The following is a 25,652-nucleotide window of genomic DNA, read 5'->3' as shown; positions in this document are numbered from 1 at the left end:
CCTACTTCTTCAGGCTGTCGATGAGGGCGTCGATGTACGCCTCCATCGCCTGGGGGCCGCCGAACATCCAGATGCCGTCGGGCAGGCGGTGGACCTCGTCGTCCTTGACGAACGGCAGCGACTTCCAGACGGAGTTGTCGGCGAGTTCGTCGGTGAACACGTCGGAGCTGTCGTCGCCCTTGTTGCCGATGTAGACGAACTTGACGTCGTCGGGGAGCTCGGTGAGGCCCTCGACGTCGGTGGTGGCGAGCCCGTAGTCCTTGTCGCCCTTGATCTTCCAGGCGTTCTTCAGGCCGAGGTCCTCGTTGACGGCGCCGAGCAGGGAGTTGCTGGTGTAGCCGCGCAGGGAGACCTGATTGGAGGCGGCGTAGCCGTCGGCCATGGCGATCTCCGAGCCGTCGAGCTTGGCCTCCTTCAGCGCCTTCTTGCCTTCGGCGACCTTCGCCTCGTACGACTCCTTGGCCTTCTTGGCCTCGGCGGTCGTGCCGGTGGCCTTGGCGATGACGTCGAGCGTGTCCATCATCTGGCCGACCTGGTCGGAGCCGTCGGCGGCATTGACCTGGAGGACGGGGGCGACCTTCTTCATCTGCTTCACCGCGGAGGCCGACATGTCGGTCGTGGTGACGATGAGGTCCGGGGTGAGACCGGCGAGCGTGTCCATGCTCGGCTCACCGCGGGTGCCGATGTCCTTGGGGTCGTTCTTGAGCGGAACGGCGGAGTCCCACGCCTTGTAGCCCTTGACGTCGGCGACGCCAACCGGGTCCACGCCGAGCGTGACCATGGACTCGACGACGTTCCACTCGGTGCCGACGACCTTCTTGGCCGGTCCGTCGAGCTTCACCTCGGCGCCGTTGGCGTCGGTGACGGTGATCGGTTCGGCCTTCTTGTCCGAGCTGGTCTCGGCGGGCTCGGAGGTACCGCAGCCGGACAGGACGAGGGCTACGGCGCCTGCGGCCGCCGCGGCGATGAGGGGGCGTCTCATGAGGAGTGGAGCCTTTCACTTCTGCTGTGGTGGCGGCCTATCGCGCGGGTGCGCAGCCGGCCGGTGAGGGGGTCTGTGTCGACCTCGATGCGGATGCCGTACGTCTCGGAGAGGCGCTCGGGACTCAGGACGTCCTCGGGAGCGCCGTCGGCCACGATGCGCCCGGCGTCGAGCAGGGCGATCCGGTCGGCGACGGCGGCCGCCTGGTCGAGGTCGTGCAGGACGACACCGACGGCGATGCCGCCGTCGTCCGCGAGGTCACGCATGAGGTCGAGGAGTTCGATCTGGTAGCGCAGGTCGAGGTAGGTGGTCGGCTCGTCGAGGAGGAGCACGCCGGTCTCCTGGGCGAGACAGCTGGCGAGCCAGACCCGCTGCAGCTGTCCGCCGGAGAGCTGGTCGACGGCGCGCCCGGCGAGGCCTTCGACGCCGGTCATGGTGAGCACGCGCTCCACCACGGCCGCGCCCTCGGCGTCGGCCTGACCCCAGCGCCCCCGGTAGGGGTAGCGGCCGAATTCCACGACGTCACGGACGGTCAGACCGCCGGGCGTGGGACGTCCTTGGGTCAGGAGCGCGACGCGCCGGGCGAACTGGCGCGCGGTGAGGTCGAAGCCGTCGGCGGCCTCGGTCGTGCCGGAGTCGAGGGTCAGCGTGCCGAGCCGGGCGCCCTGCAAGCGGGCGACGCTGCGCAGCAGTGTGGACTTGCCGCTCCCGTTCGGGCCGACGAGGGCGGTCACTTCGCCGGGCCTGAGCTGGAGGGCGGCGTCGTGCACGACGTCGACGCCGTCGTACGACACAGTCATGTGCTCGGCGGACAATTCGTGACCGCGCGGACGTGTTGCGCTACCTGCGCGTTCACCTGATCTCACGGCGTGCAGGTTAGCCTAACCTTAGTCTGGCTGGAAGTAGGGGGTCCCACCCCGGGCGAAAAGCACGCGCGGACCGTTGCACGGCAGGTCTGTTGAACGGCGATGCCGCCCATCGGTGGAGCTGATGGACGGCATCTGCCGGTGGCGCTGATTCGCCCTCGCCCTTGCCCGCTCAGTAGAGCTTCGCGACGGCCTTGATGGTCGTGGTCTTGAAGTCGCCCACCTGCGCGTGCGCGAAATTGCCCATCTGTCCCCAGTGGACGACCGTCACCGTGCTGCCGTCACGGCCGACCGAGAACATGTTGATGTCCGAGGAGCCCGTCGTGGCCTCGGTGTGGACGCCGTAGACGTGGGCGCCCTCCTCGATGTTCAGCTTTCCGTAGTACTTCTGGGTCGCGGTGACATCGGGGTTCTCCTTCATCACTTTCGCCGAGCAGCCCTGGAGGTTCTTGCGCAGCAGGGCCGCGAAGTCCTTGGCGCGCTGCTCGCTGCGCTCGACCACCGTCACCTGGAGGGCACCGGTGTCGTACTCCGTGCGGTAGGCGCGGTGCACGGAGGTCGACGGCAGGGCCTCCCCCACACACATCGGCAGCGGGTCGGGCTGCCCGGCCGTCACCGGCCCCGCGGTCCACGCCGACGACGCGTGCGGCGGCAGTTCGGACGGGGCCAGAAACCGGGGCGAACCGGCGGCGGCCGCCGGACTCGTACCGGCCACCACGCCCGCCACGGCCACCGCGGCACCCAGCGCACACAGACCTCGGTTCATGCGAACACTCGTCATCGTCAACTCCCCGTTTCGAGAGGGTCAGCTTGCCTGCCCCCACACCACGTACGACCCGCGACACCCCGTGGTCGTTGCCCTCGCCCACGTCACAGCCCTGTCCGCGATGTCACAGAATGGCTACCTCCGCTACTGGCCGGGCGTGGGCAGCCCCGCGGACCCGTCGTGAGCCACGGGTGACGGGAAGGGGAAGATTGCTTTCCGCCCGCTTCCGCGTGACGGACCCGGGCAGGACGTGTCCAAGGGGTCGAACCGGGAAGACGGCGCAGTGCGCCGCCCGCAGGAGACAACGAGGAGTAGCCCCATGGACAGTTCCGCTGCGCCCGAAGGTGCGGGGCACACTTCCATATCGGGCGGGTCCGGCGCGCTTGCCGCCCCCGCCGGGCCGACCGGGGCGCCCTCGGCATGGGCGCGGCGGGGCGACGCGCTACGGCGCACCCCGGTGGCGATGTGGAACGACGATGTCTCGGACTGGGCCGCGGCCCTGACGTACTACGCGATTCTCGCCCTGCTGCCCGCGCTCCTCGTCACGGTCAGCCTGATCAGCCTGGTCAGCCCCGACACCACGCAGGAGCTCATCGCCGAGGTCACCGACTGGGCGCCCGCGCAGTCGGGCAGCGCCTTGAACGAGGCGCTCACCGAGATGGCCGACGCGCATGCGGCCGCCGTGACGGTGGTGATCGGTGGTGGGGTCAGCGCACTGTGGTCCGCCTCCAGTTACGCGGCCGTCTTCCGCCGGGCGCTGCACGCGATGCACGGCGTGAAGGACGCCCGGCCCGTGTGGCGCAAGGCGCATCGGGTGCTGATGACCGCCCTGGCGCTGCTGGCGCTGCTGGGTGCCAGCGCTCTCCTGCTCGTATTGAGCGGCTCACTGGTCCAGACGGTCGGGCAGCGCGTCGGGGTCGGCGACGCGGGACAAACCGTGTGGACCATCCTGAAGTGGCCCGCTCTGGTCTGCCTGGTGGTCCTGCTCGTCCTCGTGCTCTTCCGCAACGCGCCCCCCTCGGCGCGCGGATGGCGCCGCAGCCTGCCGGGCGGTCTGCTCGCCGCACTCCTGTGGCTCCTGTCCTCGGGCCTCTTCACCTTGTACGCCACGGGGTTCGGCACCTACGGCAAGCTCTACGGCTCCCTGGCCGGAGTGGTCGTCTTCCTGGTGTGGCTCTGGGTGTCCAATCTGGCGCTGCTGGCCGGAGCCCAGTTCACGGTGGAAATGGCCCGCGCCCCGGCCGCGGTGGCCGCCCGGACCTGAGGCTCCCCCCGAGGCGCGCCCGCTACCAGGGTGCGATCGGTTCCATCCCCGTGCGGCGGCCCTCGTCGTCCAGGAGATGGCCCATCCGCTTGACCGTCCGCAGGCCGACGATGCGGTCGGTGACGGTCAGCGAGGGCAGGCGCGCGCACAGGGCCGTCTCCCGGCGCTGGATGTCCGCGATGTCGTGGACCCACAGGGTGGCGAGGACATTGGCGGGGCCCGTGACGCCCGCGACCAGGCGGCATTCGGGGAGCGCGGCGAGCGTGCGGTGGAGCGCGCCCATGTCGCGCGCAGGCACCTGGGCGAGCAGAGTCAGCGGCACCGGGTGCCCGGCCAGCGGGGCGGCGAGATCGCAGCGGAAGGTCAGCACGCCGGCGTCCGTCAGGCGGCGCAGCCTACGGCGGACGGTGGCGGGGCTGGTGTCGGTGCGGTCGGCCAGTTCGGCGAGGGCCAGGCGGCCGTCGCGTACCAAGCCGTCGAGCAAGGTCCGGTCGACGGCGTCCAGTTCGAGCACACGGATCTGATCGGCGGTCCCTGAGGCGGAGTTGCCCAGCGCGGAGAGCTGGGCGGGGGCCAGGGAGCGCAGCCGCCAGCGGCTCCCCTCGACGTACAGCGAGGTGGCGAAGAGGCAGCGGACCGAGGTGATGCCGGGCAGCGCGTCCAGCGTCTCGGTCACGAAGCGGCCGAGCGAGGGGAGGTCCGGAGCGAGCACGTCCAGGAACAGGTCGGCGCTGCCCGGCGCGGTGACCTCGATCGTGGCGGCCTCCGGGAACGCGCTGAGCTCGGCGATCAGCCGCGACCGGGCGCCAGGGGCGCAGCGCAGCAGCACGAAGGCGGTGCACCGGCTGCGGGCGAACTCCCTGCCCGGCACCGCGTACACCCAGGCGAGTCCCGCGCCGCAGAGCCGCTCCCAGCGGCGCGCAAGGGTGCTCGCCGTGACGCCCAGGAGGGGCGCCAGCTCGGACCAGGAGGCTCGCGGGCGCAGCTGAAGGGCGTTCACGAGGGCGAGGTCGAGTTCGCTGGCCGTCGTCTCCTGTCCCATGCACCCCGCTCCCTCACATGACCGTTTCTCGCATCGGGCGCGCTTCGTACGTACGAATCCTTCGATCTGCACGGCCGAAGACGCCCCGGCCCGCACAGTAGCCACCACTTCCGGTTCCCGGCCACCAGATGAGGTGAGTCTTTGTCCACGCACACATCGCGGTCACGGCTGCGACCAGCGGGTTCAGGCCCAGGGATGCTCCCGGCCATGGCCGTCGTCGTGCTGTTCAGCGGCATCGTGCAGGGCTACCTCACGCCCCTGCTGCCCGAGCTCGGACGTCAACTGAACATCGGCGGCGTCGGCCAGAACAACATCTACCTGCTCTCCCAGCTCGCGTTCGCCGTGCTGACTCCCCTGCTCTCACGCCTCGGCGACCTCTACGGACACCGCAGGCTGCTCCGCGTGGCGCTCGCCATGGTCGCGGGCGGCTCGCTGCTGATGGCCGCCTGGCCGACGGCGGTCACGCTCGCCGTCGGAGTGGTGCTGCAAGGCGCGCTGGTCGGCTTCTTCCCGCTGCTCGTCGGGATCCTGCGCTCCCGGGCCCCGGAACGGAACCGCGCCGGGATCTCCCTTCTCGTCGGCGTGCTGCTGATCTCCATCGGGGTGGGCGGCCTCGTCGCGGGCACGCTCAGCGAGCGGCACGCGGCGGCCGGACTGTGGACGGCCGTGCCCGTCGCCGCCCTTGCCCTGCTCGCCGGGGCCGCGCTGCCCGACAGCGACGTGCCGCGCGGCGGGCGCTTCCACTACGGGGCGGCCGCCCTGCTGACCGGCGGGCTCGTCGCGCTCGTCCTGGTCCTCGCGCAGGGCAGCTCCTGGGGGTGGGCCGCGCCTGTGACGCTCGGGCTCGCGGCGGCGGCCATCGTCCTGCTTGCGGTGTGGGTGGCCGTCGAGCGGCGATCCGCGCATCCGCTGGTGAGCGTGCGGATGCTGCGCGATCCGCAGCTGGCCGTGGTCAGCGGCCACACTTTCTGCGCCGCTTTCGGCACCATCGGCTTCCTCGGCGCCAACGCCCTCTTCCTGGGCGCCTCCCCGGACGAGACGGGCTACGGCATGGACATGGGTCCGCGGACGATCGCCACCGTCTCCCTCGCCATGGTCGTCGCCGGGTTCGCGGGGTCCACGCTGACGCCGCGGCTCGCGCGCCGTGCGGGTGACCGTGCGGTACTCGTCGCCGGGGGCGGCCTCATCGCGCTCGGCTTCGTGGGGATGGTGCTCTTCCACGACACCCTCGCGCAGTACCTCGCCGCCGCGCTCGTCGTCGGGTTCGCCACCGGGCTCTTCGAGTCGATCACGCGCACGCTGTCCGCGGAGGTCGTCGCGGACCACGAGACCGCCCTCGCCGTCGGCCTCAACGAACTGGCCCTGTCGCTCGGCGCGGCCATCGGCGCCGCTGTGATCGGGGCGTTCTTCACCGCCCACGTGGTGCCCGGCACCGGGCACATCGGGATGGCCGGTTTCCTCTGGGGCTGGGGCGCGTGTGCGGCCGTCGCCGCCGCCGGGTCACTCCTCGCCCTGCGCTATCGCGCGCCGGGGACGGCGGACAGCCACACCGTACGACCGTCGTCCGCACGCATGGCGGAGAAAGAAGGGATGGCATGACCGAGGTGACCGGCCCCCGGGCGAAGGACGCCAATGAGGCGCGTGAGGCGGTGACTTCCGCCGCGCGCGGCTGGGGCGACCGGCTCGTCGACCTCAGCCACAGCCTGCACGACGAGCCGGAGACCGCGCTTCTGGAACACCGCTCGGCCGCGAAGATCGCGGCCCTGCTCGCGGAGGCCGGATTCGACGTGACCCAGGGCGTGGGCGAGCTGCCCACCGCACTGGTGGCCACCTATGGCAGCGGAGAGCTGGTGATCGGGTTCTGCGCCGAGTACGACGCCCTGCCCGGCATCGGCCACGCCTGCGGACACAATGTCAACGGCGCGGCGGCGGTCGGCGCCGCCGTCGCACTGGCCGCCGTCGCGGACGAACTCGGCCTGACCGTCAAGCTGATCGGCACCCCGGCCGAGGAGGACATCGGCGGCAAGGTGCTGCTCATGGAAGCCGGGGCCTTCGACGACGTCGCCGCGGCGATGATGGTGCACGCCGCACCGGAGGACTCCGTCGGCGCGTCTTCGCTGGCCATCGGCGCCTGGGACATCACGTACACGGGCACGCCTTCCCACGCGGCCCTCGCACCCTGGGAGGGCGTCAACGCCCTCGACGCGATGGCCCTCGCGCACACCGCGATCGGTCTGCTGCGCCAGCAACTGCCGCCCGGCGCGCTGGTGCACGGCATCGTCACGGACGGCGGCCAGGCCGTGAACGTGATCCCCGCGCGCAGCGCCGCGCGCTACGAGATCAGGGCGCCCTCCTCGGAACTGCTCTCCGAGGTGCGCGACCGGGTGCGCCGCTGCTTCGAGGCGGGCGCACTCGCCACCGGCGCCTCCCTCGAACTGCGTCTCCACGGGCGGGACTTCGCGGATCTGCGACAGGACCCGTACCTCACCGAGGCCTACGTCAGGGCGGCCCAGGGCCTCGGGCGCACGGTCACCTCACGCCAGGGCGAGACGCTGGCCTCGACGGACATGGGCAACGTCTCGCGGCTCGTGCCCACCATCCACCCCACCATCGGCTACGACACCGGGGGCGCCCACCAGCACACCCCCGAGTTCGCGGCCCACGGCAAGAGCCCCGGGGCGGACCGTGCAGTACACGACGGCGCGACGGCCCTCGCTCTGGTGGGCGTCGAGCTCGCGGCCTCGGCCGGGCAGCGCCGCAGACTGCTGGACGGGGTCGCTCGACGGCGTCTTTGAACGGCGCTCGGCGGGGAGCGGTCGGGGCGGGGCCGTGTTGTGCGCCCCCGGGCGGAAATCCGGGGCGCCGCGCCCGCGTTCGTTCTTCCCTGCGCGCCGCGTGCGCTCCCCCCATGGGGGTTCGGGCACGGCACGCACCGGTGATACGCCTGAAGGACGAACTACTCGTGTGCGTGTTTCCCCACGCGGCATCGAAGAGGAGTCATCCCATGGCCTCGTTCGACACGGGACGGTTGTGCGCGATCGTCAAAATACTGGACCAGGCAAGCACCCACCTCCGACTGGCCGCCCGCGAGCACTCTCTCGCAGGCACCGCGACCGGCATCCCGTCAGCCGGTCCGACCGACTCCGGCATCACCGCGCTCCTGAGCGTTTCGGAAGAGGCCTCGGGCAGTGTCCGGCGCGCTCTCGTCCACATCCGCAACGGTGAGGATCAGCGCGCCCAGCACGAACTCGACTGGGCCCGGACCCAGCCCCCGTGTGTGGCGGCCCTCGCCACTCCCGCGGGACTGCCGCGGCCCCTCCCCCGGCGCGTGAGCACGGCGCTGCGCCTCATGCAGGGGATCACGAACTTCTTCCCGTCCGAGACGGAGCAGGTCCTTGTACGGGCGGCCCTGCCGTAACAAGGCCACGTATCCCGGCAACGTATCCCGCGTACCCCATGGAGGGTCACCCGAATGGGCTAGTACGAGGAACAGTGGGCCAAATCGCTCCGATCGCCCCAAACAGCCCGTTCAGGGGCCTCGATCGTGCTCTCCGCACACGCTCAGTGACTCTCCTGGTTGCGTCACCCACCAGTACGGCGCGGGATGGAGGGGACGCGTGCGGCGTCCGTGGCGAAATTCGATTCTGCCCGTCGCGCGCTGCGAGGGAGTGATCACCCATGGCTCAGGGCGAGGCCTTCACCAGCGCCGACGGGCTCGCGGGCCTTACGGCCTACGACCGCACCGGCGAGAAGATCGGCAGCGTCGAGCAGGTGTATCTCGACGACCGAACTGGGCGTCCCGAGTGGGTGACCGTCAAGACCGGTCTCTTCGGCATGAAGCAGAGCTTCGTGCCGCTCGCCGGAGCCCGCCGCCAGCAGGACGAGCTGCACGTGACGGCCACCAAGGAGGCCGTCAAGGAGGCTCCGCGCGTGGACGCCGACCAGCACCTCGAGCCGGGCGAGGAGCAGGAGCTCTACACCCACTACGGGCTCACGCGGCCCACTGGGACGCCCCGCTCCGCCCCGGGCGCCGGTGATCGTGCCGGTGCCGCGGGCATGGCCGGAGCCGGTGCGGGTGCCGGGATGGGCATGGGCGCCGGCGAGGGACGCAACGCGGGCGCGCGGGAGTTCGCCACGCGCTCCGGCGCGGGCGACGACAGCAAGCACGACGACATGATCCGCTCGGAGGAGCGGCTTCGTGTCGGGACGGAAGAGCAGGAGGTCGGGCACGCCCGACTGCGCAAGGTGGTCGTCGACGAAGACGTGAAGACCTCCGTCCCCGTCTCCCACGAGGAAGTTCGCGTCGTACGCGAGCCCATCCGTGAGGGTGACCGCACGCGGGCCAACATCGGTGAGGAGCAGACCGAGGTGACCCTGCACGCCGAGAAGGCGGTGGTCAGCAAGGAGTCCGTGCCGGTCGAGCGTGTCCGTCTGGAGACCGAGAAGGTCACCGAGACCCAGGAGGTCTCCGACACGGTGCGCAAGGAGCAGATCGAGTTCGACGACGCCAAGGGCGAGCGCGGCGCGAAGGGCGAGAACTGGCGTGACCGGAAGCAGGGTCCGCGCCACTGACGCCCCTCAGGGCGCCCCGTTCGAGGGCAACTGACGGTGGAGGGAGGGAGCACTCACCCCGAGTGCTCCCTCCCTCCATGCGTCCGCGCACGCGAGGCAGGCCGGCCTGCCGTCGATCAACGCCCCGTTCTCCGATGCCGCTTCGCAGATGCCGGGGCGGTCGGGGTGGTTGGCCTGGCAGTGACAGGTGCAGGTGTCCGTGACCGCTGCCAGGGAGGAGTCGCGTTGGGGGGCCAGGCCCATGCGGATGTCGTGGCAGTTGCGGCACATCGGTACGTGTCGGGGGTCGCCGGTGGGCGAGTCGAGGACGCCGGTGAAGCCTGGTTCGGCGCGACCGATGCAGGTACCGGGGAACTCGGGGTGGGCGTCGCACGGACAGTGGCAGGCGCCGGGCCGGGGGTGTCGGGCGGAGGCCTGGAACTGCTCTGCGTGCGTGTGGGATTGCTCCGCGCTCGTCTGGAACTGCTCTGCGTTCGTGGCGGGTGCAGGCTTGGTCATACGTTCATTGTCCAGCCAAGTCGCTCCTGCCCGTCGGGCGAATGTGTGGTGATCCCCCGAAGGTCTGCCGGCCCGCGATCCGGGCCGATCAGCACAGTGCCCCCGCCCGGTCCGGGCGGGGGCACTGTGCTGGTCAGGCGCCGGTTCCGGCCAGGGTGACGGCGCCCGTCCGGCACGCCGCCGCTGCGGTCGTGATGACCTCCTCGTACAGCTCGTCGTCGAGCAGCACCGTGAGCCCGCAGGCGATCCCCCACGCCACGTGCGCCGCGTCCTCACCGAGGGTCTGTTCCCGCTCGTGGAGCTCCCGCCCGAGGTAGTGGCTGTGGAGGTCCTTCGGGCCCTGGCTTTCCGCGCGCCGCCGGACAGCTTCGACGGCGCTCTCCGTGAACGTCTCGTAGTCGGTGTCGCCGAGCAGTCTGCGCAGTTGTTCGAGCTGGGCGTGAGCGGCGCGCAGGCGCAGCGGCCAGTCTCTGCTGATGCCGAACCGCTCTTCCATGGCCTGCGTCAGATCGATCCGCCGGAACATCTCGTCGAGTGGGTCGTAGGTCATGATCTCTCGGTAGCCGTTGCCGGGGCCCCGGCGGCGAAGGCTCGCTGCGCGCTCCCCCGTGTGGCCGCACATCGGCCGGCCGGGTCCGCGGCTGCCCCGCGTGTGCGACGTGGTCATCACTCACACGCGGGGCACCTCCATGCTCAGGCGCCCGGCACCGAACCAGTGGCGAAGTACGGCTTGCAGACCGAGCCGGACCAGTCCGTCGCGATTTCGAGGAGCCTGTTGCCGTCGGCCGAGGGCAGCAGGCTCGAGCTGTAGTTGGGGCAGTAGTCGACGGTCGTCGACTCAACCGCTACGGGCGCGGGGATCTCCCGCCAACTCCCCGCACCCCCCGCACTGTTCACCCAGACGGTACGTCCGCTTGCGGCAGCCTTGCTGCCGTCGCGGTTGTACATCACCTGGCCGACGAGGAAGAGCCTGCCCTTCGGGTTGCCCGCCTCCGGCGCCCACGCCAGGTTCGGCGCGTGCTTGAAGTACTTGCCGTCGGCGGTCTCCGGGCGGATGCCCAAGTAGGTGGGAGAGCCCCAGTTCCAGCCGTCGGACGAGGTCCGGTAGTGCACGACGCACTGGAACTGGCCGGCGGCCGCGCAGATCTCGAACGACATGAAGTAGGTCCCGTCGCCCATCTTGCGCACCACCGCCATGCCGGGCCGGTCCGAGGCGAGGGTGCTGGCGACGGTGTCGTGGTGGCCCGTCCAGGTCACCCCGTTCGCGGTGCGGGCGGCCACCAGCTTCTGGCTGTGCCCGGCGTCGGTCTCGTCGGAGTAGTGCGCCACGAGCTGACCGGAGGCGTCGACGGCGAACTCCGGTTCCCACAGACCCTTGTCGTTCGACGCGGTGGCGATCGTGGAGAGGTAGCTCCAACTGCGGCCCACGTCCGTGCTCTTGAAGACCCGCAGGGCCATCCGCCGGTTCGGCTCGTCCTGCCCGACCGACGCCGCCCACAGCAGTGTCCCCGCGGGCAGTTTGCCGATGCGCCGCGGCAGTTCATAAAGCGTCGAGCAGCACAGTCCCTGTCCGCCCGCGGCCTCGGGGTCGCGCACCGTGCCGACCTCTCGGAACGAGGCGCCCCCGTCGGTGCTCTCGTGGATGGCGCCGAGTCCGTTGTTCCCGTCGAACGTGACCACGGAGGCCAGGGTGCGGCCGTTGGCGTCGCCGTTGTGGGCGAGTCTGACGGCGCGCGGGTACAGACCGGTGCCATCACGCAGCAAGGTGCCGGTCGCGGCGTCGGCCGGTGTCCCGGACTGCGTGACGAACAGCGCCGCCACGAGGGCGAGCAGCAAGGGGATCAGGGCGGTGGGGCGGAGGAGACGTGGTCGTGCGGGGTGGTGCGCTGACATGGGCCTCTCCTGACTCTGCGGGGGTGGGGAGCGAACGGCGAGCTGTCGTCAGTTCTGTTGGGGTGCGAGCCGGATGACGTTCCAGGAGACCGCGGGCAGCTCGGCCGCCAGAGCGCCCTCGGCGGTGATGTGTGTTCCGGACGCGCGGCGCGGCACCACGCGGTCCGGCGCCGCCTCGGTGTTGACCGCGTCCGGGTCCTGGTCGGACAGGACCAAGTGCTCCACCACGCGGTACCCGGCGGCTTCCCCGCGCAGCGCGGCCTCGAGGAGCAGTGGCTGCTCCTGGTCGCGGTTGACGGCCAGGACGGTGAGCGCGCCGGTCTCCTCGTCGTGCGTCACGACGGTGTCGAGCGCGGACACGTCCCCGTACTGCGGTGTGTCGATGCGCGGGCCGGTGGTGTCGGTGCGCAGGACGCGTCCGGTGGCGTAGCGGGCTGCCTGGGCGAAGGGGTGGAAAATGGTCTGGCGCCAGCTGGCACCGCCGGGCTCGGTGCGGATGGGCGCGATAACGTTGACCAGCTGGGCCAGGCAGGCGATGGCCACCCGGTCGGCGTTGCGCAGCAGCGTGATGAGCAGCGAGCCGACCACGGCGGCGTCCGTCACGCTGTACGTGTCCTCGATGAGGCGGGGTGTCTCGGCGGTCTCCAGATTGCGCTCACCGACGAAGCGGGCGGCGTACCAGACGTTCCACTCGTCGAAGGAGAGCTTGATGTGCTTCTTGGCGCCCCGCACCGCGCGCACGTGATCGGCGGTCGACACGACGTCGCGGATGTACTGGTCCATGTGCGCGCCCGAGGCGAGGAAGCTGGCGCGGTCGCCGTCGAACTCCTCGTAGTAGGCGTGCAGGGAGAGGTAGTCGACCTCGTCGTAGGTCTGCTCCAGGACCTCGCGCTCCCAGGTGCCGAAGGTCGGCATCCGCGAGTTGGAGCTGCCGCACGCGACGAGCTCGATGGACGGGTCGACCTGGCGCATCGCCTTGCCGGCCTCGGCCGCGAGCCGCCCGTACTCGGTGGCCGACTTGTGGCCCGTCTGCCAGGGCCCGTCCATCTCGTTGCCCAGGCACCACAGCTTCACGCCGTGCGGGTCGCTCACGCCGTGCTTGATGCGCAGGTCCGACCAGGCGGTGCCGCCCGGGTGGTTGCAGTACTCGACCAGGGCGCGGGCGGCGTCGATGCCGCGCGTCCCGAGGTTCACGGCCATCATGGGGTCGAGACCCAATTGGCGTGCCCAGCCCAGGAATTCGTTGGTGCCGACGCGGTTGGTCTCGATGGAGCGCCAGGCCAGGTCGAGGCGGCGCGGGCGGTCGGCGACCGGGCCGACGCCGTCCTCCCAGTGGTAGCCGGAGACGAAGTTGCCTCCGGGGTAGCGCACCAGGCCCGTGCCCAGTTCGCGGACCAGATCTGCGACGTCACCGCGGAAGCCGTCGGCGTCGGCGGTGGGGTGCTCGGGGTCGTGGATGCCGGTGTAGACGCAGCGTCCCATGTGCTCGACGAAGGTTCCGTACAGGCGCGGGTCGACGTCTCCGACGCTGAACTCCGGGTCGATGACGAACCGTGCGGTGTGCGGCATGTTCGGGTGCCTCTCTGTGGTGCGGTCTCTTGACGTGGGCGAGGTGGGGCTATTTGAGGCCGGTGCCTGCGATGCCCTCGACGATGCGGCGCTGGAACAGCGCGAAGACGGCGAGCAGCGGGATCGCGCCGAGCACGGCGGACGCCATGAGCTGGGCATAGGGCACGCCGAACACGTCCTGGACGGAGGTGAGTCCGACGGGCAGCGTCATCATCTCGGGGTCGGTCACCACGAGCAGGGGCCACAGGAAGTTGTTCCAGACGCCGACGAACACGAAGATCGTGACCGCGGAGACGGCCGGTCGGGAGATCGGCATCACGATCTGCCAGTAGGTGCGCAGCCAGCCCGCACCGTCCGCGCGTGCCGCGTCGATCAGCTCCCGCGGAATCCCGTCGAAGAACTGCTTGAAGACGAACACGGCCACCACGTTGGGGACTTGGGGCAGCACGACACCCCAATAGGTGTTCAGCAGGCCCGCCGACTGGAGCGCGAGGAACTGCGGGATCATCAGGACCTGGTTCGGGATCATGATCCCGGCCAGCAGCATCACGAACGCGACGCGACGCAGCCTGAACCGGGTCTGTGACAGGGCGAACGCGGCCAGGGACGCCATGATCACCGTGAGGACCGTGGTGAGGGTCGAGGTGATGAAGCTGTTGGCGTACCAGTAGGGCAGCTTGCCCGCGTCGAAGATCTCTCCGTACGCGTCCAGTGTCGGATGCGCGGTGAACCAGCCGGTGGGATTGGTGACGACCTCCTGTGCGGGGCGCACCGAGGTGGCCAGCGCCCACGCGAGCGGCACGAGCCACAGCAGCGCGAGGGCGATGAGCGTGCCGAGCGCCACCCGGTTGAAGAGGCGCTCGGAGTCGTGGCGCCGGGCCGGTGGCGCGGTGGCACTCCGCTGTTCCGTGTCTGGCCGTGTGGCGATCGCGGTCATGGTCAGCTCTCCTTCTCGGCGCGGCGTACGAGGGCGAACCAGACGAGGGAGACGAACAGGATCACCAGGAACAGCAACAGCGACACGGTCGAGGCGTAACCCACGCGGCCCTCGACGAAGCCGGTGTCGTAGATGAGCTGCAGCGACGGGCGGGTGCTGCCGTCGGGGCCGCCGTTGGTCATCATGTAGATCTGGTCGAAGACCTTCAGCGAGGCGATGATCTGCAACACCGTCACCAGCGTCGTCGTACGGCCCAGCATCGGCACGACCACGTGCCGGATGCGCTGCCAGGGCCCGGCGCCGTCGATGGCGGCCGCCTCGTGCACCTCGCGCGGCACGTCCTGCAGTCCGGCCAGGTAGAGCACGAAGTTGAAGCCGATCGTCCACCACACCGTGGCTGCCGCGATGGAGATCATCGCCCAGTCGGGGTCGCCGAGCCAGGACGGCGGAGTGTCGACGCCGAACCACGTCACCACCTCCTGGGCCAGGCCCAGTTGGTCGGCGTAGATGAACATGAAGAGCAGCGAGATGACCGCGGAGGGCAGCACGAACGGGGCGAAGAACGCGAACCGGAAGAACCAGCGGCCGCGCACGAACCGGTCGGCGAGCAGAGCGAGGGCCAGGCTGAGCAGCACCAGGGGCACGGTCGTCAGGACGGTGAACCACAGCGTGTTGCGCAGGGTGCGCCAGAACTCCGCGTCGCCGAGCACCGCCGTGTAGTTCGACAGGCCCGCGAAGTCACCGAGTCCGCTCTTGAGCAGGCTCGTCTCGAAGAAGCCGGCGACCACGGTGTAGATGAGCGGCCCCACCAGGAACACCAGGTAGAAGAGGGCGAAGGGCAGCAGCATCCCCGGTCCTGCCCAGCGGTCGCCTCTGCTGGACGTCGAGGTGGGAGCGGTTGTCGTGGCCACGGTTCGGCCTTTCGGTCAAGGCGTACGGGATCCAGGGGCAGGTGGGGCAGATGGAGCAGGCGGGGCAGGCGGAGCTGGGCGGCGGCGGACAGGGGCGGGCCGGGTCATACCGGAGCGGGGCGTGAGGCCAGGGTCCGCAAGTCGCGGCGCAGCCGCGCGGCGCCCGCGGTGGGGCTGGTGTCTCCGGTGAAGACTGAGGTCACGGCGTCGCCCACCACGTTCTGCAGGGTGCTTCCCGCGCCGCCGTACCAGGCGGCCGGGTCATAGACCGCGCCGTCGGCGGCCGTGGCGTAGTGCGATTGCGGGACGAGTTCCTTGTACGCGCGTGAACGCTGGGTCGGCAGCCATGCCGGGACATGGCCGCCCTCCGACCACAACTTGCTTGAGTGCAGCATCGACGCGACGAAGCCGAGCGAGAGGTCGAGACGCTGGGCGCTCTCGGTGGGAGCCTTCGGCAGCACGAGGGCGTGTGAGTCGGCGGCGCAGGCGTAGGGCGCGTCCTTGAAGACGCGCGGCAACGGCCGCATGTCGAACTTCACCTTCGCCGACTGGACCGCGAGGACCTGCCAGACACCGTCCATCAGGAACCCCGCCTTGCCGGTGGTCAGCAGCGTGATGGCGGCCTTCCCGTCGGTGTTCGCCGGGATCACCTTCTCCGCGCTGAGCCGCCGGATGTAGGCGAGCGCCTCGGCCGCGGCGGCGGTGTCGATGACCACGCGCTTGCCCTGGTCGGCGACGAGATCCCCGCCGCCGACCTGCCGGTAGAACGACCAGAAGAGACGGAACTGCATCGAGGCCTCCTTCACCGAGGCCACCGAACCTCCCCAGGCGCCGGTCACCTCCTTCGCCGCACGCAGCGCGTCGATGAACGCGTCGGGCCCGTCCACGTCCACCAACTGGCCCTGCTTGTCGAGCAGTCCGGCCTTTTCGGCGATGTCCGTGCGGAAGAAGAGCACGAAGGGGTGCGTGTCCAGCGGCACGGCGTGCGGCGCACCACCGAACTGGGACTTCCGCCACGGCCGCGCGTCGAACTTGTCCTCGGTCAGTCCGTGCCGCGCCAGATCCTCGGTGCGCAGCTCGCTGAGCAGGCCCGCCTCGGCGAGCGTGGGCAGCTTCGACAGATGGATCACCGCGACCTGCGGCGGCCGGTCGCCGAGCGTGGCCAGGGTGAGCTTCGTGTAGTACGGGTTGCCCCACAGGAAGGTCGCCGATTTCAGATCCGTCGAGCGGTGCGCGGCCCGGTAGACGTCCTGCATCGCCAGCATCCGCTCGCCGTCGCCGCCGGTGAACGGGTTCCAGAAGTTCAGCCGCGACGGCGAGGGCGCACCGCCGGTGAACCCCTGCGCGAGGGTGCTGCCGCAGCCGCCGACGGTGAGGGCGGCGGCGCCGGTCGCCCCGAGCGCGAGCCCTCCGCGCAGCAGACGGCGGCGGGACGGGGCGGGCAGCGACGGGGTCGGTATGCGGTCCCGCATGGGCATGCGTCCTTCCACGGCGAACAAGGTGGGCAGGCAAGGCGAACAAGGCTGATACGGGTACAACGTTGGAATGTGCACCGATGGCAACCGCACTTCGTGGCTGCCCGCTGCGTTTACAACGTTGTACTAAGCTGGCAATACGGCGTCAACACCTAGGCACGCATTACCTGTTCATGTAGTCGTTCCCGCCCGCGACCGGCGTACGTCGACTCCCCCGGGTTACAACGTTGGACCATGACGTACGCTGAGGCTGTCGGGGAGGTCAGGGGGAGGGAGAAACACCGTGGCAGGCACCCGCCTGAAGGACGTCGCGGAGCGCGCCGGGGTATCGATCAAGACGGTGTCCAACGTCGTCCGGGGCGAGACCAGAGTCGCCGACCGGACACGTGAGCGCGTCCTGCGCGCCATTGCCGACCTCGACTACCAACCCAACGCCTCCGCACGCCACTTGCGCACCGGGCGCAGCGGCATCATCGCCCTCGCCGTGCCCGAACTCGTCGCGCCGTACTTCGCCGAACTGGCCGCTCAGGTCATCGCCGCCGCGAAGAAGCGCGGCTGCACGGTGCTCATCGAGGACACCGGCGGCAGCGCGGACGAGGAACTGCGGATCGCCTCCGGGCTCAGCGACCCGCTCATCGACGGCGTCCTGCTCAGCCCGCTCCGCCTCGACGAACAGGTCCTGGCCGCCCGCGAACACCGCGTACCCCTCGTCCTCCTGGGCGAGCAGTCGTACGAGATCCCCGCCGACCACGTCCTGATCGACAACTCGGCGGCGGCGCGCGAGGCCACCGACCATCTCCTGTCCCTCGGCCGGCGCCGCGTCGCCGTCATCGGACAGCCCTCCGGCCCCTCCCATGCGACGACGGTCCAGCGCATGCACGGTTACCTGACCGCGCTGCACGCGGCGGGCGTTCCGCATGACCCGCAACTCGCCCCGGACACAAGGTCGTTCACCCGCGCCTCGGGAGCCGACGCGATGCGCGCGCTGCTCGCCCTTGACGACCCGCCGGACGCCGTCTTCTGCTTCAACGACCTGCTGGCCTCCGGCGCCCTACGGGTGGCGCACGAGCACGGGCTGCGGGTCCCGCACGACCTGGCCGTCGTCGGTTTCGACGACGTGGAGGAGGCCCGCTACAGCGTGCCCAGCCTGACCACAGTCGCCCCCGACAAGCGAGGCATCGCGGAACTGGCCGTGGACGCCCTGCTCCGCAGGATCGACGCGGGCGCGATGGCCCCGCACACGCGGCTCACGGAGGGATACGAACTGATGGTGCGGGAGAGTTCGATGGCGCGGGAGAGCACACGCCCGACCGACTGAGGGCGCCCGCCGGGACTGCCGCGGGACGTCTACCGACGTGGCCAGATCCTTGCACTCCCTGGCCATCTGGCCACTCGTCCACCACCGGCCAGCGGCGCAGGATCGATGGCATGAAGATTCTTTGGGTATTCGCACACCCCGAACCGCAATCCCTCAACGGCTCCCTGCGCGCCGACGGGATCCGGGAACTGCGCGACCTCGGGCACGAGGTCCGCGAGTCCGATCTCTACGCGATGGACTGGAAGCCCGTGGTGGACTCCGGCGACTTCCACCGCGAGAACGTCGACCGGCTGCTTGTCGGCGCCGCGCAGGAACACGCCTACGGCGCCGCCAAACTGACGGACGACATCGCCGCCGAGCAGGAGAAGATCGCTTGGGCCGACGTGCTGGTGTTCCAGTTCCCCCTGTGGTGGTTCGGGCCGCCCGCCATCCTCAAGGGGTGGTTCGACCGGGTGCTCGTGCAGGGCTTCGCCTTCGGGCTCCAGGACCATGCGGGGCGGACCCTGCGCTACGGGGACGGCGGGCTCGCCGGCAAGCGCGCCATGGTCATCACCACGGTCGGCGCGCGGGAGTCGGGCTTCGGGCCGCGCGGCATCCACGGACAACTGGACGAGGTGCTGTTTCCCGTACTGCACGGCACCTTCTGGTACACGGGGATGGACGCACTCCCGCCGTACGTCGTCTACGGAGCCGACCGCCTCGACGCGACCGGCTACGGCGACCGCGCGGCCGAGCTGCGCGAGCGGCTCCGCGCGCTGCCGGTCACCGAGCCGCTCCCCTACCGCCACGAGCACGGCGGCGACTACGACGAGGCACTCGTCCTGCAGCCCGGGATCGAACCCGGCCTCACCGGCGTCGCGGCCCACCGCTCACGAACTCAGGAGCACTGACACAGCCCTCCCCGACACTGCCCTCTCATCCCCGGATGCGTTCGATCATCTGCCGCATGACGTCACCATTCGGCGAGTTCGTCTCCCCCAAAAGTCATGGGACGTCATCCTGCCGCACCCACTACGTTCGATGACCATGCAGCTCTTCGGCCCCGATGTCCTCGCCCTCGCCGACCGCCTCACCGATACCTACGTCGAGGTCTTCACCGCCCCGCCCTGGGAGCACAGGTACCCCGACGCCACCGGGAAGGCGTTCCGCGAGCGTCTGGAGACCGACACGCGACGACCGGGTTTCCGCGCCGCCCTCTCTTTGTCGCCCGAGGGCGAGGTCGACGGCTTCGTCACCGGCTGGGTCACGCAGGCCCCGTTCCCCGCCGACCGCGCCTACGGCAAGGCGACGCGACTGCTCGGCGCCGATCGGGTGGACGAACTGTTGGTGGGAGCCTTCGAGATCGACGAGCTGGGGGTACGAGCGAGGGCACGCGGCACTGGTCTGGGGCGGCAGTTGTTGTCCGCACTCACCTCTCCCGCCACTGTTCCCGGCGGGCGCGCCTGGCTGCTGACGTGGGATCAGGCCCACGAGACGCTCGCGTTCTACCGCCGTCTGGGCTGGACCGAGCCGGAGCCCCTACCGGGTCACGACACTGACGTCGTCGTGTTCCTGTCCTCGCCAGGGTCCGCGTCGAGGACCACGAGCAGCGCGTAGGCGCATCGCGTCAGAAGGGACGGGTCGGCCGGGGCCACCTCCCGGAACTCCAGGGACGCCGTGCCGTAGGGGTTGCGGTGGAGGGGCTCACCGCTCGGGGAGCGGCCGACGAGGTCCCGCGCGGGGTCGAAGGCGACTCCGGCGGTGAAGTACAGGTCGTCGCCGTCGTACCCGACGGTCACTTGCGCTTCCGCGTGGCCGTCGTCGTAGAGGGTGAAGTCCGGTTCGCCCGACCCCCGTTCGAGGGTGTCCAGGATTCCCTCGGCCAGCGCGCGCACATCGGCGGGACGCGCAATGCCCAGCAGGTGGGGGCCCAACTCCATGAGCCAGGTGCCCTGCCGTGTGCCCCGCTGTGTGTCCTGCGGGGGATGGTGCCGCACGGCGAAGCGGACCGGCTCGCCGCGTAGATCCGCGAGCCCGCGGAACTCCGCGACGGCCACGCTCGCATCCCGCATCGCCTCTTTGGTCCAGCCCTCGGGGGTCACCCGGGCACGCCGGCCAACCCCTGGGCGCCGCCTGCGACCCCCGCCAAGTACGCGTCCACCAGGGCGATCTGCCGCTCCGCGGGAAACTCCCGGGGCGCGAACAGTGCCTGGACCACCAGGCCGAGCACGAAGCTCTGGGCCGCGGCGGCGGTGTCGGCGGGCCGTGCGCCGGGCGGCAGTTCGCCCAGTTCCTGGGCTTGCGTGATGTGCCCGGCCATCCGCTCGCGCGCACGGCGGTAGCGCTCGGCGTGTTCCTGGGCCAGCTCCGGGTCGGCGAGCGCGACGTCCCAGGAGGCCACCCAGATGCGGTTGCTCGCGGCGCTTTCGGCGTCCAGCGGGAGGATGTCGAGCAGCGTCGCCCGCAGCATCACCAGGCCGGACGCCTCCCCGGCCCGCTCAGACGCGGGGCGCGGGCGGCCGGCCGAGTGCCGGTCGAGCACCTCAAGGGCGTGCCTCAGCAGAGCGCGCTTGCTGGGGAAGTAATGCGTGAGCAGGCCGGTGGTGGCCCCCATCTCCGCGGCGACGGCACGCAAGGTGAGACCGCCGAAGCCATGCGCGGCCAGCACCCGCCAGACCGCCTGGGAAACCTCGGTCCTGCGGGCGTCATGATCTGTACGGGCCGGCGGCGTCATAGCCGCTAGAGTACATACCCAACGTTCGTTACGTACCTGGTCGCGTGGCACGAACACCCGCACGCGGCCGCCCGGACAACCGCATAGGACCAGTCATGTACGCCATATCGCTGACCGAGAATGCCGAGCTCCGCATGCTGGAGCCCTGGCAGGACGCCGAGTTCCTGGCCCACATCGACCGGGCCCGCTCCCACACCGACCCGTGGATTCCGTGGGCCTCGTTCTCCACCGACCTGGAATCCGCCCGTGCCACCCTCCAGAAGTACGCGGACAAGCAGGCCGCCGACGCCGGGCGGATCTACGGGATCTGGCGGGACGGCGTCCTGATCGGCGGCGTGATGTTCGTGCGGTTCGACGCCAAGGCAGGCACCTGCGAGATCGGCGTGTGGGCGGAGCCCGCGGGTGAGGGCCACGGCCTGATCAGTGCCTCGGTGCGGCACTTGATCTCGTACGCGTTCGGCGAGCGCGGCATGCACCGCATCGAGTGGTGGAACAGCGCCGGGAACGCCCGCAGCCGGGCAGTCGCCCAGCGCATGGGCATGCACCTGGACGGCACCCTGCGCGAGCAGTCTCTGTACAAGGGCGTCCGCCACGACATGCAGATCTGGTCCCTGCTGGCGCACGAGTGGCGGGGCGAAGAGGGCGAAGCCGACGAGGGCGTGGCCACTCAGCAGGGCGCGGCCTGACGCGCGCGCCTCAGGCCGCGAGGCGTTCCGCGATCAGGAGGACGCCGATCACGATCATGGCGGCGCCCGAGACGCGGGTGACGGCGCGCGCGGCCGCGGGGCGTGCCCGCAGGATGGTGCGGGCCAGTACGCCCACGCTCAGGTAGATCGCGGCGCAGCTGAGCGTGTGGACCAGGCCGAGCGTGCCGATCTGGGCCGCCAGTGGCCAGCTGCCGTGCGGGGCGGTGAACTGCGGAAGCAGGGCCAGGAAGAGCAGGAGCGCCTTGGGGTTGAGGCCGCTGATCCCCACCCCCTTGAGGACCCGGGCCCGGGCCGCAGCGCCGTCCTTCTCCTCCGACGCGGTCCCGGCGACCGCGGGCCGGGCCAGCGTGGTGGCACCGAGCCACACCAGGTAGAGGGCGCCGAGCAGGGTCAGGGCGGTGAGGACGGACGGCGTGCTCGCCACCACGGCCGCCACCCCGGCGGCGACGACGGCGGTCAGTGCGAGGTAGCCGAGCAGCAGACCGCCGACGGCCGGGACCACGGACCGATCTCGCAGCCCGGCGTTGATCGCATAGGCCCAGTCCGCCCCCGGCACGAGGATGAGCAGGACTGAGACCGCCCAGAAGGCGGTGATGGAGCTGACGGCCACGACGTACTTCTCCCTCTCAAACAGGTTCTGAGGAGGAGATTAGTTCGGAAGAGCCCAAAGGTGTTTCCAAGTATTGCCAGCTCAGGAGGTTACGGTGGCAGAATCTTCCCCATGGATGATGTGGACAGGAAGATTCTTGCGGAGCTTCAGGACGACGGCCGTCTGACGGTCACGGAACTCGCGGCGCGCGTGCGGCTGAGCCTCTCCCCCTGCCACCGCCGCCTGCGCGAACTCGAACGCAGCGGTGCCATCCGCGGATACCGCGCGATCCTGGACGCGGGCGTCGTCGGTCTGAGCTTCGAGGCGCTGGTCTTCGTCACCATGCGCCAGGAGGACCGCGACACCGTCTCCGCCTTCGAGCACGCCCTCACCGAGATCCCCGAGATCCTGCAGGCCGAGCGCCTCTTCGGTGATCCCGACTATCTCGTACGCATCGTCAGCAGGGACCTGCCCGCTTTCCAGCGGCTCTACGACAACAAGCTGGCCACCCTGCCCGGCGTGCAGCGCCTGAGTTCCACGCTCGTCATGAAGCACGTGGTGAACGAACGCGCGCTGCCCCTGTGAGCGTCAGCAACGGTTCCGCGGCGGGGACGCCGCCAGGGGCAGCGCGCGCTCTTGCCCTGGTCAGCAGCAGAACCAACGGGTTCCACCCGGCTGTTGGGGCGGCGTATCCGTGAATCAGCACCAGAGCGGGCGCGTCGGGCTTGGTCCCCGCGGGGTCATGGCTGCACATGGCCCCACCCTCACCGGCTGCGGCGCGTCACGTCTTGGACGAATGTTCCGCGCTCTGTCAGGTGTCCGCGGGCGGCCCCAAGGCGCCCGGCGTGCAGCCGGCGAAGGCCAGGACGTCGCGATGCAGGTGGGACTGGTCGGCGTAGCCGCACGCCACGGCGACCTCTACCGGGTCACGGCCCGCCGAGAGACCGCGGACGGCGCGGTCGAAGCGTACGAGCATCGCGGCGCGCTTGGGCGTCAGGCCGACCTGGGCGGTGAACCTCGACCACAGACGCTTGCGGCTCCACCCGCACGAGACCGCCAGGTCAGCGACCCGTACCTGGCCCCGGCGGGAGACGATGCGCTCCCAGCTGGCGACGACCTCCGCGTCCATCGACGGCGACAACGCATGGCGGCGTACCAGGAACTCATGCATCAGCGCGAAGCGGTCGTCCCACTCGACGGCGCACGTCAACTGCTCGCGCAGGAGCGGCTCATGGCGCCCCCACAGCTCCTCGAGACCGAAGACCCGGCCGTCCAGGTCGGCGGGTGGGACGCCGAGAAGTGAGTAGGCGCTCACCGGAGACATGTGTACCTCCACGCAGTCCACGCGCTCGGCGCGGACGCGGGCCTCCCCCGGCGCGAGACCGGCGGCGAGACTCCTCAACTCCCGGCTGCCGCCCCTGTTCTCGACGGCCAGGGCGCCGTCCCCGAGTTCGATGACGACCGTCACACTGGGCTGCGGGATGACCCGCATGTCCAGGCCGGCCGCCGACCGGTCACGGAAGCCTGCGAGCAGCACGCCGTCGAGCGGCGCGGCGCGACGCGGGAACGCGACTTCCCATCCGCGCATGCGGTCGTACTCGTGCAGAACCGAGTCCACACCGTCCAAAGTACCGGCTCAACCTCCGGGGCGCCCTTGCCGCCCTCTCCCGCGGACCTGCTGCCAGCGCGCGCTCACCACTCGGCGAACGAGCCGTCCTCGTGCCGCCACACCGGGTTGTGCCAGTCGGCCTCGCTGTCGTCGGCCGCACGCACCGCCGCCTCGTCGATCTCGATGCCGAGCCCCGGCCCGGTCGGGCGCAGGATGTGCCCCTGATGGAAGCGGAACACCTCGGTGTCGGCGAGGTAGGAGAGGACATCGGCACCCTTGTTGTAGTGGATGCCGATCGACTGTTCCTGGATGAGGAAGTTGGGGACGCTGACCGCGATCTGGAGGCTGGCGGCCAGCGCCACCGGGCCCAGCGGGCAGTGCGGGGCGATGAGGGTGTCGAAGGTCTCGGCGAGGGAGGCGATGCGCCGCACCTCGGAGATGCCGCCCGCGTGGGACAGGTCGGGCTGCAGGACCGCGACGCCTGCCTGGAGGGCGGGCAGCACGTCCTGGCGCGAGAACAGCCGCTCGCCGGTGGCGATCGGCACGGGTGAAGAGGCGACCAGGGCAGGCAGCAGGTGCCCGTACTCGGGCAGGAGCGGTTCCTCTACGAACATCGGCGCGAGCGGGGCCAGGTGCGGCAGCAACTGCCGGGCGTTCGCGGCGTGGAAGCGGCCGTGGAAGTCAAGGGCGAAGTCCCTGTGAGGGCCGAGGACTTCGCGCGCCGCCGCGGCACGGCCGACGATCTCGTCGACGTCGGCGACGGTGGCGAGACGGTTCATGTGCCCGCTCGCGTTCATCTTCACCGCGGTGAAGCCCGCCTCGACCTGCGCCGCCACCTGCTCGGTGATGTGGGCGGGGCTGTCACCGCCCACCCAGCTGTAGGCCCGTACCCGCTCGCGGACCGGACCGCCCAGAAGGACGTGTGCGGGTACGCCGAGCCGCTTGCCCGCGATGTCCCACAGCGCCTGGTCGAGCCCGGCCACCGCGCTGGAGAGGACAGGGCCGCCCCGGTAGAACGACCCCTTGGTCATCACCTGCCAGTGGTCCTCGATACCCGAAGGGTCCTTGCCGATGAGCAGTTCGGCCAGCTCCCCGACGGCCGTACGGACGGTTGCCGCGCGCCCTTCGACCACCGGCTCACCCCACCCGACCACTCCCTCGTCGGTCTCCACGCGACAGAGCAGCCAGCGCGGCGGCACGGCGAACGTCTCGATACGGGTGATCTTCAACGGATGAACCTCCTTGTGCCCTTGTGCCCTTGTGCGGCACGCAGATGACGGCCAGTGGGGGTGGCACGGGCGTTGACTCAGGCGGACGTCTTGTACACGCTCCAGCCGCCGTCCACCACGAGGCTGGCACCGGTGACGAAGGACGCCTCGTCGCTCAGCAGGAACGCGGCGCTCGCCGCGACCTCGTCCGGGCGGCCGAGGCGGCCCGCGGGGGTCTGCTCGATGCTGCGCGCCCGGTCGTCCGCGCCGATCGTGTCCCAGGCCCGGGTCAGGATGGGGCCCGGCAGAAGGGCGTTGACCCGTACGACGGGTGCGTACTCCACGGCCAACTGGCGTGCAAGTCCGGTCAGGCCCGCCTTCGCCGCCGCGTAGGCGGGGCGGCCGGGCAGGCCCATGACGGCGTGCACGGACGAGACGAGGACGACCGCGCCGTGCGTGGCACGCAGGTCGTCCAGGCAGGCCCGTACGCCGAGGAACGCGCCGGTCAGCATGACCGACAACTGCAGGTTCCAGTCCGCTGGTTCGATCACGTCGGCAGCACCCCCGCGCACCGCGTAGGCGTTGCTGAGCAGGCCGGAAACCGGGCCGAAGCGGGCGCGGGGGGCCGCCACCGCCCGCGCCCAGGAACCCCCGTCCGCCCCACCCCACGCCCCGAAGAACGCGCGTCCCCCCCTCTCGCGGACGGTCTTTGTGGTGTGTTTCCCCTCCTCTA

The 25,652-nt window shown here is 70.6% G+C and carries 27 protein-coding genes; 10 read left to right on the top strand and 17 right to left on the bottom strand.

Annotated features, from left to right (window positions below):
• Window position 1: 1 nt before the first annotated feature.
• The 3 genes from ACZ5U5_RS14130 to ACZ5U5_RS14120 form a co-directional block, all read right to left on the bottom strand.
• Window positions 2–982 carry an ABC transporter substrate-binding protein gene (locus ACZ5U5_RS14130; RefSeq protein WP_469020537.1) on the bottom strand — a complete coding sequence of 327 codons (981 nt, stop codon included), beginning with the start codon at window positions 980–982 and terminating at the stop codon, window positions 2–4.
• Window positions 979–1,782, bottom strand: a complete 804-nt coding sequence (locus ACZ5U5_RS14125; RefSeq protein WP_469020534.1) for an ABC transporter ATP-binding protein — start codon at window positions 1,780–1,782, stop codon at window positions 979–981. The genes ACZ5U5_RS14130 and ACZ5U5_RS14125 overlap by 4 nt, the downstream gene beginning before the upstream one ends.
• A gap of 238 nt (window positions 1,783–2,020) precedes the next feature.
• Entirely contained in the window at window positions 2,021–2,614 is a 594-nt protein-coding gene (locus ACZ5U5_RS14120) for a hypothetical protein (protein ID WP_469020532.1), read from the bottom strand.
• 319 nt (window positions 2,615–2,933) lie between these two features.
• Here ACZ5U5_RS14120 and ACZ5U5_RS14115 point away from each other — a divergent pair, with 319 nt between their 5' ends.
• On the top strand, window positions 2,934–3,878 hold the full coding sequence (locus tag ACZ5U5_RS14115; protein ID WP_469020530.1) for a YihY/virulence factor BrkB family protein: 945 nt from the start codon (window positions 2,934–2,936) through the stop codon (window positions 3,876–3,878).
• Window positions 3,879–3,900: 22 nt separating this feature from the next.
• On the opposite strand, the gene ACZ5U5_RS14110 is transcribed toward ACZ5U5_RS14115, so the two are convergent.
• Window positions 3,901–4,920 (bottom strand): Lrp/AsnC family transcriptional regulator, encoded by a 1,020-nt coding sequence (locus tag ACZ5U5_RS14110; protein WP_469020528.1) that lies wholly within the window; start codon window positions 4,918–4,920, stop codon window positions 3,901–3,903.
• 207 nt (window positions 4,921–5,127) lie between these two features.
• Here ACZ5U5_RS14110 and ACZ5U5_RS14105 point away from each other — a divergent pair, with 207 nt between their 5' ends.
• The 4 genes from ACZ5U5_RS14105 (at window position 5,128) to ACZ5U5_RS14090 (ending at window position 9,492) form a co-directional block, all read left to right on the top strand.
• Window positions 5,128–6,519 (top strand): MFS transporter, encoded by a 1,392-nt coding sequence (locus ACZ5U5_RS14105; protein ID WP_469020526.1) that lies wholly within the window; start codon window positions 5,128–5,130, stop codon window positions 6,517–6,519.
• On the top strand, window positions 6,516–7,715 hold the full coding sequence (locus tag ACZ5U5_RS14100; protein ID WP_469020523.1) for an amidohydrolase: 1,200 nt from the start codon (window positions 6,516–6,518) through the stop codon (window positions 7,713–7,715). The genes ACZ5U5_RS14105 and ACZ5U5_RS14100 overlap by 4 nt, the downstream gene beginning before the upstream one ends.
• A gap of 209 nt (window positions 7,716–7,924) precedes the next feature.
• Window positions 7,925–8,338, top strand: a complete 414-nt coding sequence (locus ACZ5U5_RS14095) for a hypothetical protein (RefSeq protein ID WP_469020521.1) — start codon at window positions 7,925–7,927, stop codon at window positions 8,336–8,338.
• Between the two features lie 260 nt (window positions 8,339–8,598).
• Window positions 8,599–9,492 (top strand): DUF2382 domain-containing protein, encoded by an 894-nt coding sequence (locus tag ACZ5U5_RS14090; RefSeq protein WP_469020518.1) that lies wholly within the window; start codon window positions 8,599–8,601, stop codon window positions 9,490–9,492.
• A gap of 6 nt (window positions 9,493–9,498) precedes the next feature.
• On the opposite strand, the gene ACZ5U5_RS14085 is transcribed toward ACZ5U5_RS14090, so the two are convergent.
• The 7 genes from ACZ5U5_RS14085 to ACZ5U5_RS14055 all read right to left on the bottom strand — a co-directional run bounded on the left by ACZ5U5_RS14085 (window position 9,499) and on the right by ACZ5U5_RS14055 (window position 16,772).
• Complete coding sequence (locus tag ACZ5U5_RS14085) at window positions 9,499–9,990, bottom strand: hypothetical protein (protein ID WP_469020517.1); 492 nt, start codon at window positions 9,988–9,990, stop codon at window positions 9,499–9,501.
• Window positions 9,991–10,123: 133 nt separating this feature from the next.
• Window positions 10,124–10,540, bottom strand: coding sequence for a hypothetical protein (locus ACZ5U5_RS14080; RefSeq protein ID WP_469020515.1), 417 nt, complete (start codon window positions 10,538–10,540; stop codon window positions 10,124–10,126).
• Between the two features lie 143 nt (window positions 10,541–10,683).
• Window positions 10,684–11,883 (bottom strand): exo-alpha-sialidase, encoded by a 1,200-nt coding sequence (locus ACZ5U5_RS14075; RefSeq protein WP_469020512.1) that lies wholly within the window; start codon window positions 11,881–11,883, stop codon window positions 10,684–10,686.
• Between the two features lie 48 nt (window positions 11,884–11,931).
• The gene (arfA, locus tag ACZ5U5_RS14070; protein WP_469020510.1) at window positions 11,932–13,452 is read right to left on the bottom strand and encodes an arabinosylfuranosidase ArfA; all 1,521 of its coding nucleotides are present in this window, start codon (window positions 13,450–13,452) and stop codon (window positions 11,932–11,934) included.
• Between the two features lie 49 nt (window positions 13,453–13,501).
• Window positions 13,502–14,389: a carbohydrate ABC transporter permease gene (locus tag ACZ5U5_RS14065; protein WP_469020509.1), complete on the bottom strand. Its 888-nt coding sequence runs from the start codon at window positions 14,387–14,389 to the stop codon at window positions 13,502–13,504.
• A 2-nt stretch (window positions 14,390–14,391) separates the two neighbouring features.
• Window positions 14,392–15,300, bottom strand: coding sequence for a carbohydrate ABC transporter permease (locus tag ACZ5U5_RS14060; RefSeq protein WP_469020506.1), 909 nt, complete (start codon window positions 15,298–15,300; stop codon window positions 14,392–14,394).
• 104 nt (window positions 15,301–15,404) lie between these two features.
• Entirely contained in the window at window positions 15,405–16,772 is a 1,368-nt protein-coding gene (locus tag ACZ5U5_RS14055) for an extracellular solute-binding protein (RefSeq protein WP_469020503.1), read from the bottom strand.
• A gap of 286 nt (window positions 16,773–17,058) precedes the next feature.
• Here ACZ5U5_RS14055 and ACZ5U5_RS14050 point away from each other — a divergent pair, with 286 nt between their 5' ends.
• From ACZ5U5_RS14050 to ACZ5U5_RS14040, 3 genes are all read left to right on the top strand, one after another.
• A complete protein-coding gene (locus tag ACZ5U5_RS14050; RefSeq protein WP_469020501.1) occupies window positions 17,059–18,093 on the top strand; it encodes a LacI family DNA-binding transcriptional regulator in 1,035 nt (344 codons plus the stop codon).
• Between the two features lie 110 nt (window positions 18,094–18,203).
• Entirely contained in the window at window positions 18,204–18,983 is a 780-nt protein-coding gene (locus ACZ5U5_RS14045; protein ID WP_469020498.1) for an NAD(P)H-dependent oxidoreductase, read from the top strand.
• Window positions 18,984–19,113: 130 nt separating this feature from the next.
• Complete coding sequence (locus ACZ5U5_RS14040; protein ID WP_469020496.1) at window positions 19,114–19,689, top strand: GNAT family N-acetyltransferase; 576 nt, start codon at window positions 19,114–19,116, stop codon at window positions 19,687–19,689.
• On the opposite strand, the gene ACZ5U5_RS14035 is transcribed toward ACZ5U5_RS14040, so the two are convergent.
• Both ACZ5U5_RS14035 and ACZ5U5_RS14030 read right to left on the bottom strand, forming a co-directional pair.
• Window positions 19,620–20,144 (bottom strand): hypothetical protein, encoded by a 525-nt coding sequence (locus ACZ5U5_RS14035; RefSeq protein WP_469020494.1) that lies wholly within the window; start codon window positions 20,142–20,144, stop codon window positions 19,620–19,622. The two genes, ACZ5U5_RS14040 and ACZ5U5_RS14035, sit on opposite strands and share 70 nt — an antisense overlap.
• A gap of 26 nt (window positions 20,145–20,170) precedes the next feature.
• Window positions 20,171–20,806 carry a TetR/AcrR family transcriptional regulator gene (locus ACZ5U5_RS14030; protein WP_469020491.1) on the bottom strand — a complete coding sequence of 212 codons (636 nt, stop codon included), beginning with the start codon at window positions 20,804–20,806 and terminating at the stop codon, window positions 20,171–20,173.
• A 95-nt stretch (window positions 20,807–20,901) separates the two neighbouring features.
• Here ACZ5U5_RS14030 and ACZ5U5_RS14025 point away from each other — a divergent pair, with 95 nt between their 5' ends.
• On the top strand, window positions 20,902–21,492 hold the full coding sequence (locus ACZ5U5_RS14025; RefSeq protein WP_469020488.1) for a GNAT family N-acetyltransferase: 591 nt from the start codon (window positions 20,902–20,904) through the stop codon (window positions 21,490–21,492).
• A gap of 10 nt (window positions 21,493–21,502) precedes the next feature.
• Here the strand turns inward: ACZ5U5_RS14025 and ACZ5U5_RS14020 are convergent, their stop codons facing one another.
• Window positions 21,503–22,123 (bottom strand): LysE family translocator, encoded by a 621-nt coding sequence (locus ACZ5U5_RS14020; RefSeq protein ID WP_469020485.1) that lies wholly within the window; start codon window positions 22,121–22,123, stop codon window positions 21,503–21,505.
• 111 nt (window positions 22,124–22,234) lie between these two features.
• Here ACZ5U5_RS14020 and ACZ5U5_RS14015 point away from each other — a divergent pair, with 111 nt between their 5' ends.
• The gene (locus tag ACZ5U5_RS14015; protein ID WP_469020483.1) at window positions 22,235–22,687 is read left to right on the top strand and encodes an Lrp/AsnC family transcriptional regulator; all 453 of its coding nucleotides are present in this window, start codon (window positions 22,235–22,237) and stop codon (window positions 22,685–22,687) included.
• 226 nt (window positions 22,688–22,913) lie between these two features.
• On the opposite strand, the gene ACZ5U5_RS14010 is transcribed toward ACZ5U5_RS14015, so the two are convergent.
• The 3 genes from ACZ5U5_RS14010 to ACZ5U5_RS14000 form a co-directional block, all read right to left on the bottom strand.
• Entirely contained in the window at window positions 22,914–23,720 is an 807-nt protein-coding gene (locus tag ACZ5U5_RS14010) for a helix-turn-helix domain-containing protein (RefSeq protein WP_469020480.1), read from the bottom strand.
• 74 nt (window positions 23,721–23,794) lie between these two features.
• On the bottom strand, window positions 23,795–24,940 hold the full coding sequence (gene dgoD / locus ACZ5U5_RS14005) for a galactonate dehydratase (RefSeq protein ID WP_469020478.1): 1,146 nt from the start codon (window positions 24,938–24,940) through the stop codon (window positions 23,795–23,797).
• Between the two features lie 77 nt (window positions 24,941–25,017).
• Window positions 25,018–25,652 (bottom strand): SDR family NAD(P)-dependent oxidoreductase (locus tag ACZ5U5_RS14000; RefSeq protein ID WP_469020477.1); only part of this gene is annotated, 635 nt, incomplete at its 5' end.

This window comes from Streptomyces sp. NPDC033177, assembly GCF_055577715.1.
This window is presented reverse-complemented; position numbering and strand designations above follow the sequence as displayed.

Bases quoted from the DNA above. Each gene is read 5' to 3' on its own strand.
- ACZ5U5_RS14105 (WP_469020526.1), top strand. From the start codon at position 5,128: ATGGCCGTCGTCGTGCTGTTCAGCGGCATCGTGCAGGGCTACCTCACG.
- ACZ5U5_RS14015 (WP_469020483.1), top strand. From the start codon at position 22,235: ATGGATGATGTGGACAGGAAGATTCTTGCGGAGCTTCAGGACGACGGC.
- ACZ5U5_RS14110 (WP_469020528.1), bottom strand. From the start codon at position 4,920: ATGGGACAGGAGACGACGGCCAGCGAACTCGACCTCGCCCTCGTGAAC.
- ACZ5U5_RS14040 (WP_469020496.1), top strand. From the start codon at position 19,114: ATGACCATGCAGCTCTTCGGCCCCGATGTCCTCGCCCTCGCCGACCGC.
- ACZ5U5_RS14030 (WP_469020491.1), bottom strand. From the start codon at position 20,806: ATGACGCCGCCGGCCCGTACAGATCATGACGCCCGCAGGACCGAGGTT.
- ACZ5U5_RS14125 (WP_469020534.1), bottom strand. From the start codon at position 1,782: ATGACTGTGTCGTACGACGGCGTCGACGTCGTGCACGACGCCGCCCTC.
- ACZ5U5_RS14120 (WP_469020532.1), bottom strand. From the start codon at position 2,614: ATGAACCGAGGTCTGTGTGCGCTGGGTGCCGCGGTGGCCGTGGCGGGC.
- ACZ5U5_RS14130 (WP_469020537.1), bottom strand. From the start codon at position 982: ATGAGACGCCCCCTCATCGCCGCGGCGGCCGCAGGCGCCGTAGCCCTC.
- ACZ5U5_RS14085 (WP_469020517.1), bottom strand. From the start codon at position 9,990: ATGACCAAGCCTGCACCCGCCACGAACGCAGAGCAGTTCCAGACGAGC.
- ACZ5U5_RS14090 (WP_469020518.1), top strand. From the start codon at position 8,599: ATGGCTCAGGGCGAGGCCTTCACCAGCGCCGACGGGCTCGCGGGCCTT.
- ACZ5U5_RS14045 (WP_469020498.1), top strand. From the start codon at position 18,204: ATGAAGATTCTTTGGGTATTCGCACACCCCGAACCGCAATCCCTCAAC.
- ACZ5U5_RS14065 (WP_469020509.1), bottom strand. From the start codon at position 14,389: ATGACCGCGATCGCCACACGGCCAGACACGGAACAGCGGAGTGCCACC.
- ACZ5U5_RS14035 (WP_469020494.1), bottom strand. From the start codon at position 20,144: ATGCGGGATGCGAGCGTGGCCGTCGCGGAGTTCCGCGGGCTCGCGGAT.
- ACZ5U5_RS14055 (WP_469020503.1), bottom strand. From the start codon at position 16,772: ATGCGGGACCGCATACCGACCCCGTCGCTGCCCGCCCCGTCCCGCCGC.
- ACZ5U5_RS14075 (WP_469020512.1), bottom strand. From the start codon at position 11,883: ATGTCAGCGCACCACCCCGCACGACCACGTCTCCTCCGCCCCACCGCC.
- ACZ5U5_RS14025 (WP_469020488.1), top strand. From the start codon at position 20,902: ATGTACGCCATATCGCTGACCGAGAATGCCGAGCTCCGCATGCTGGAG.
- ACZ5U5_RS14115 (WP_469020530.1), top strand. From the start codon at position 2,934: ATGGACAGTTCCGCTGCGCCCGAAGGTGCGGGGCACACTTCCATATCG.
- arfA (WP_469020510.1), bottom strand. From the start codon at position 13,452: ATGCCGCACACCGCACGGTTCGTCATCGACCCGGAGTTCAGCGTCGGA.
- ACZ5U5_RS14095 (WP_469020521.1), top strand. From the start codon at position 7,925: ATGGCCTCGTTCGACACGGGACGGTTGTGCGCGATCGTCAAAATACTG.
- ACZ5U5_RS14100 (WP_469020523.1), top strand. From the start codon at position 6,516: ATGACCGAGGTGACCGGCCCCCGGGCGAAGGACGCCAATGAGGCGCGT.
- ACZ5U5_RS14080 (WP_469020515.1), bottom strand. From the start codon at position 10,540: ATGACCTACGACCCACTCGACGAGATGTTCCGGCGGATCGATCTGACG.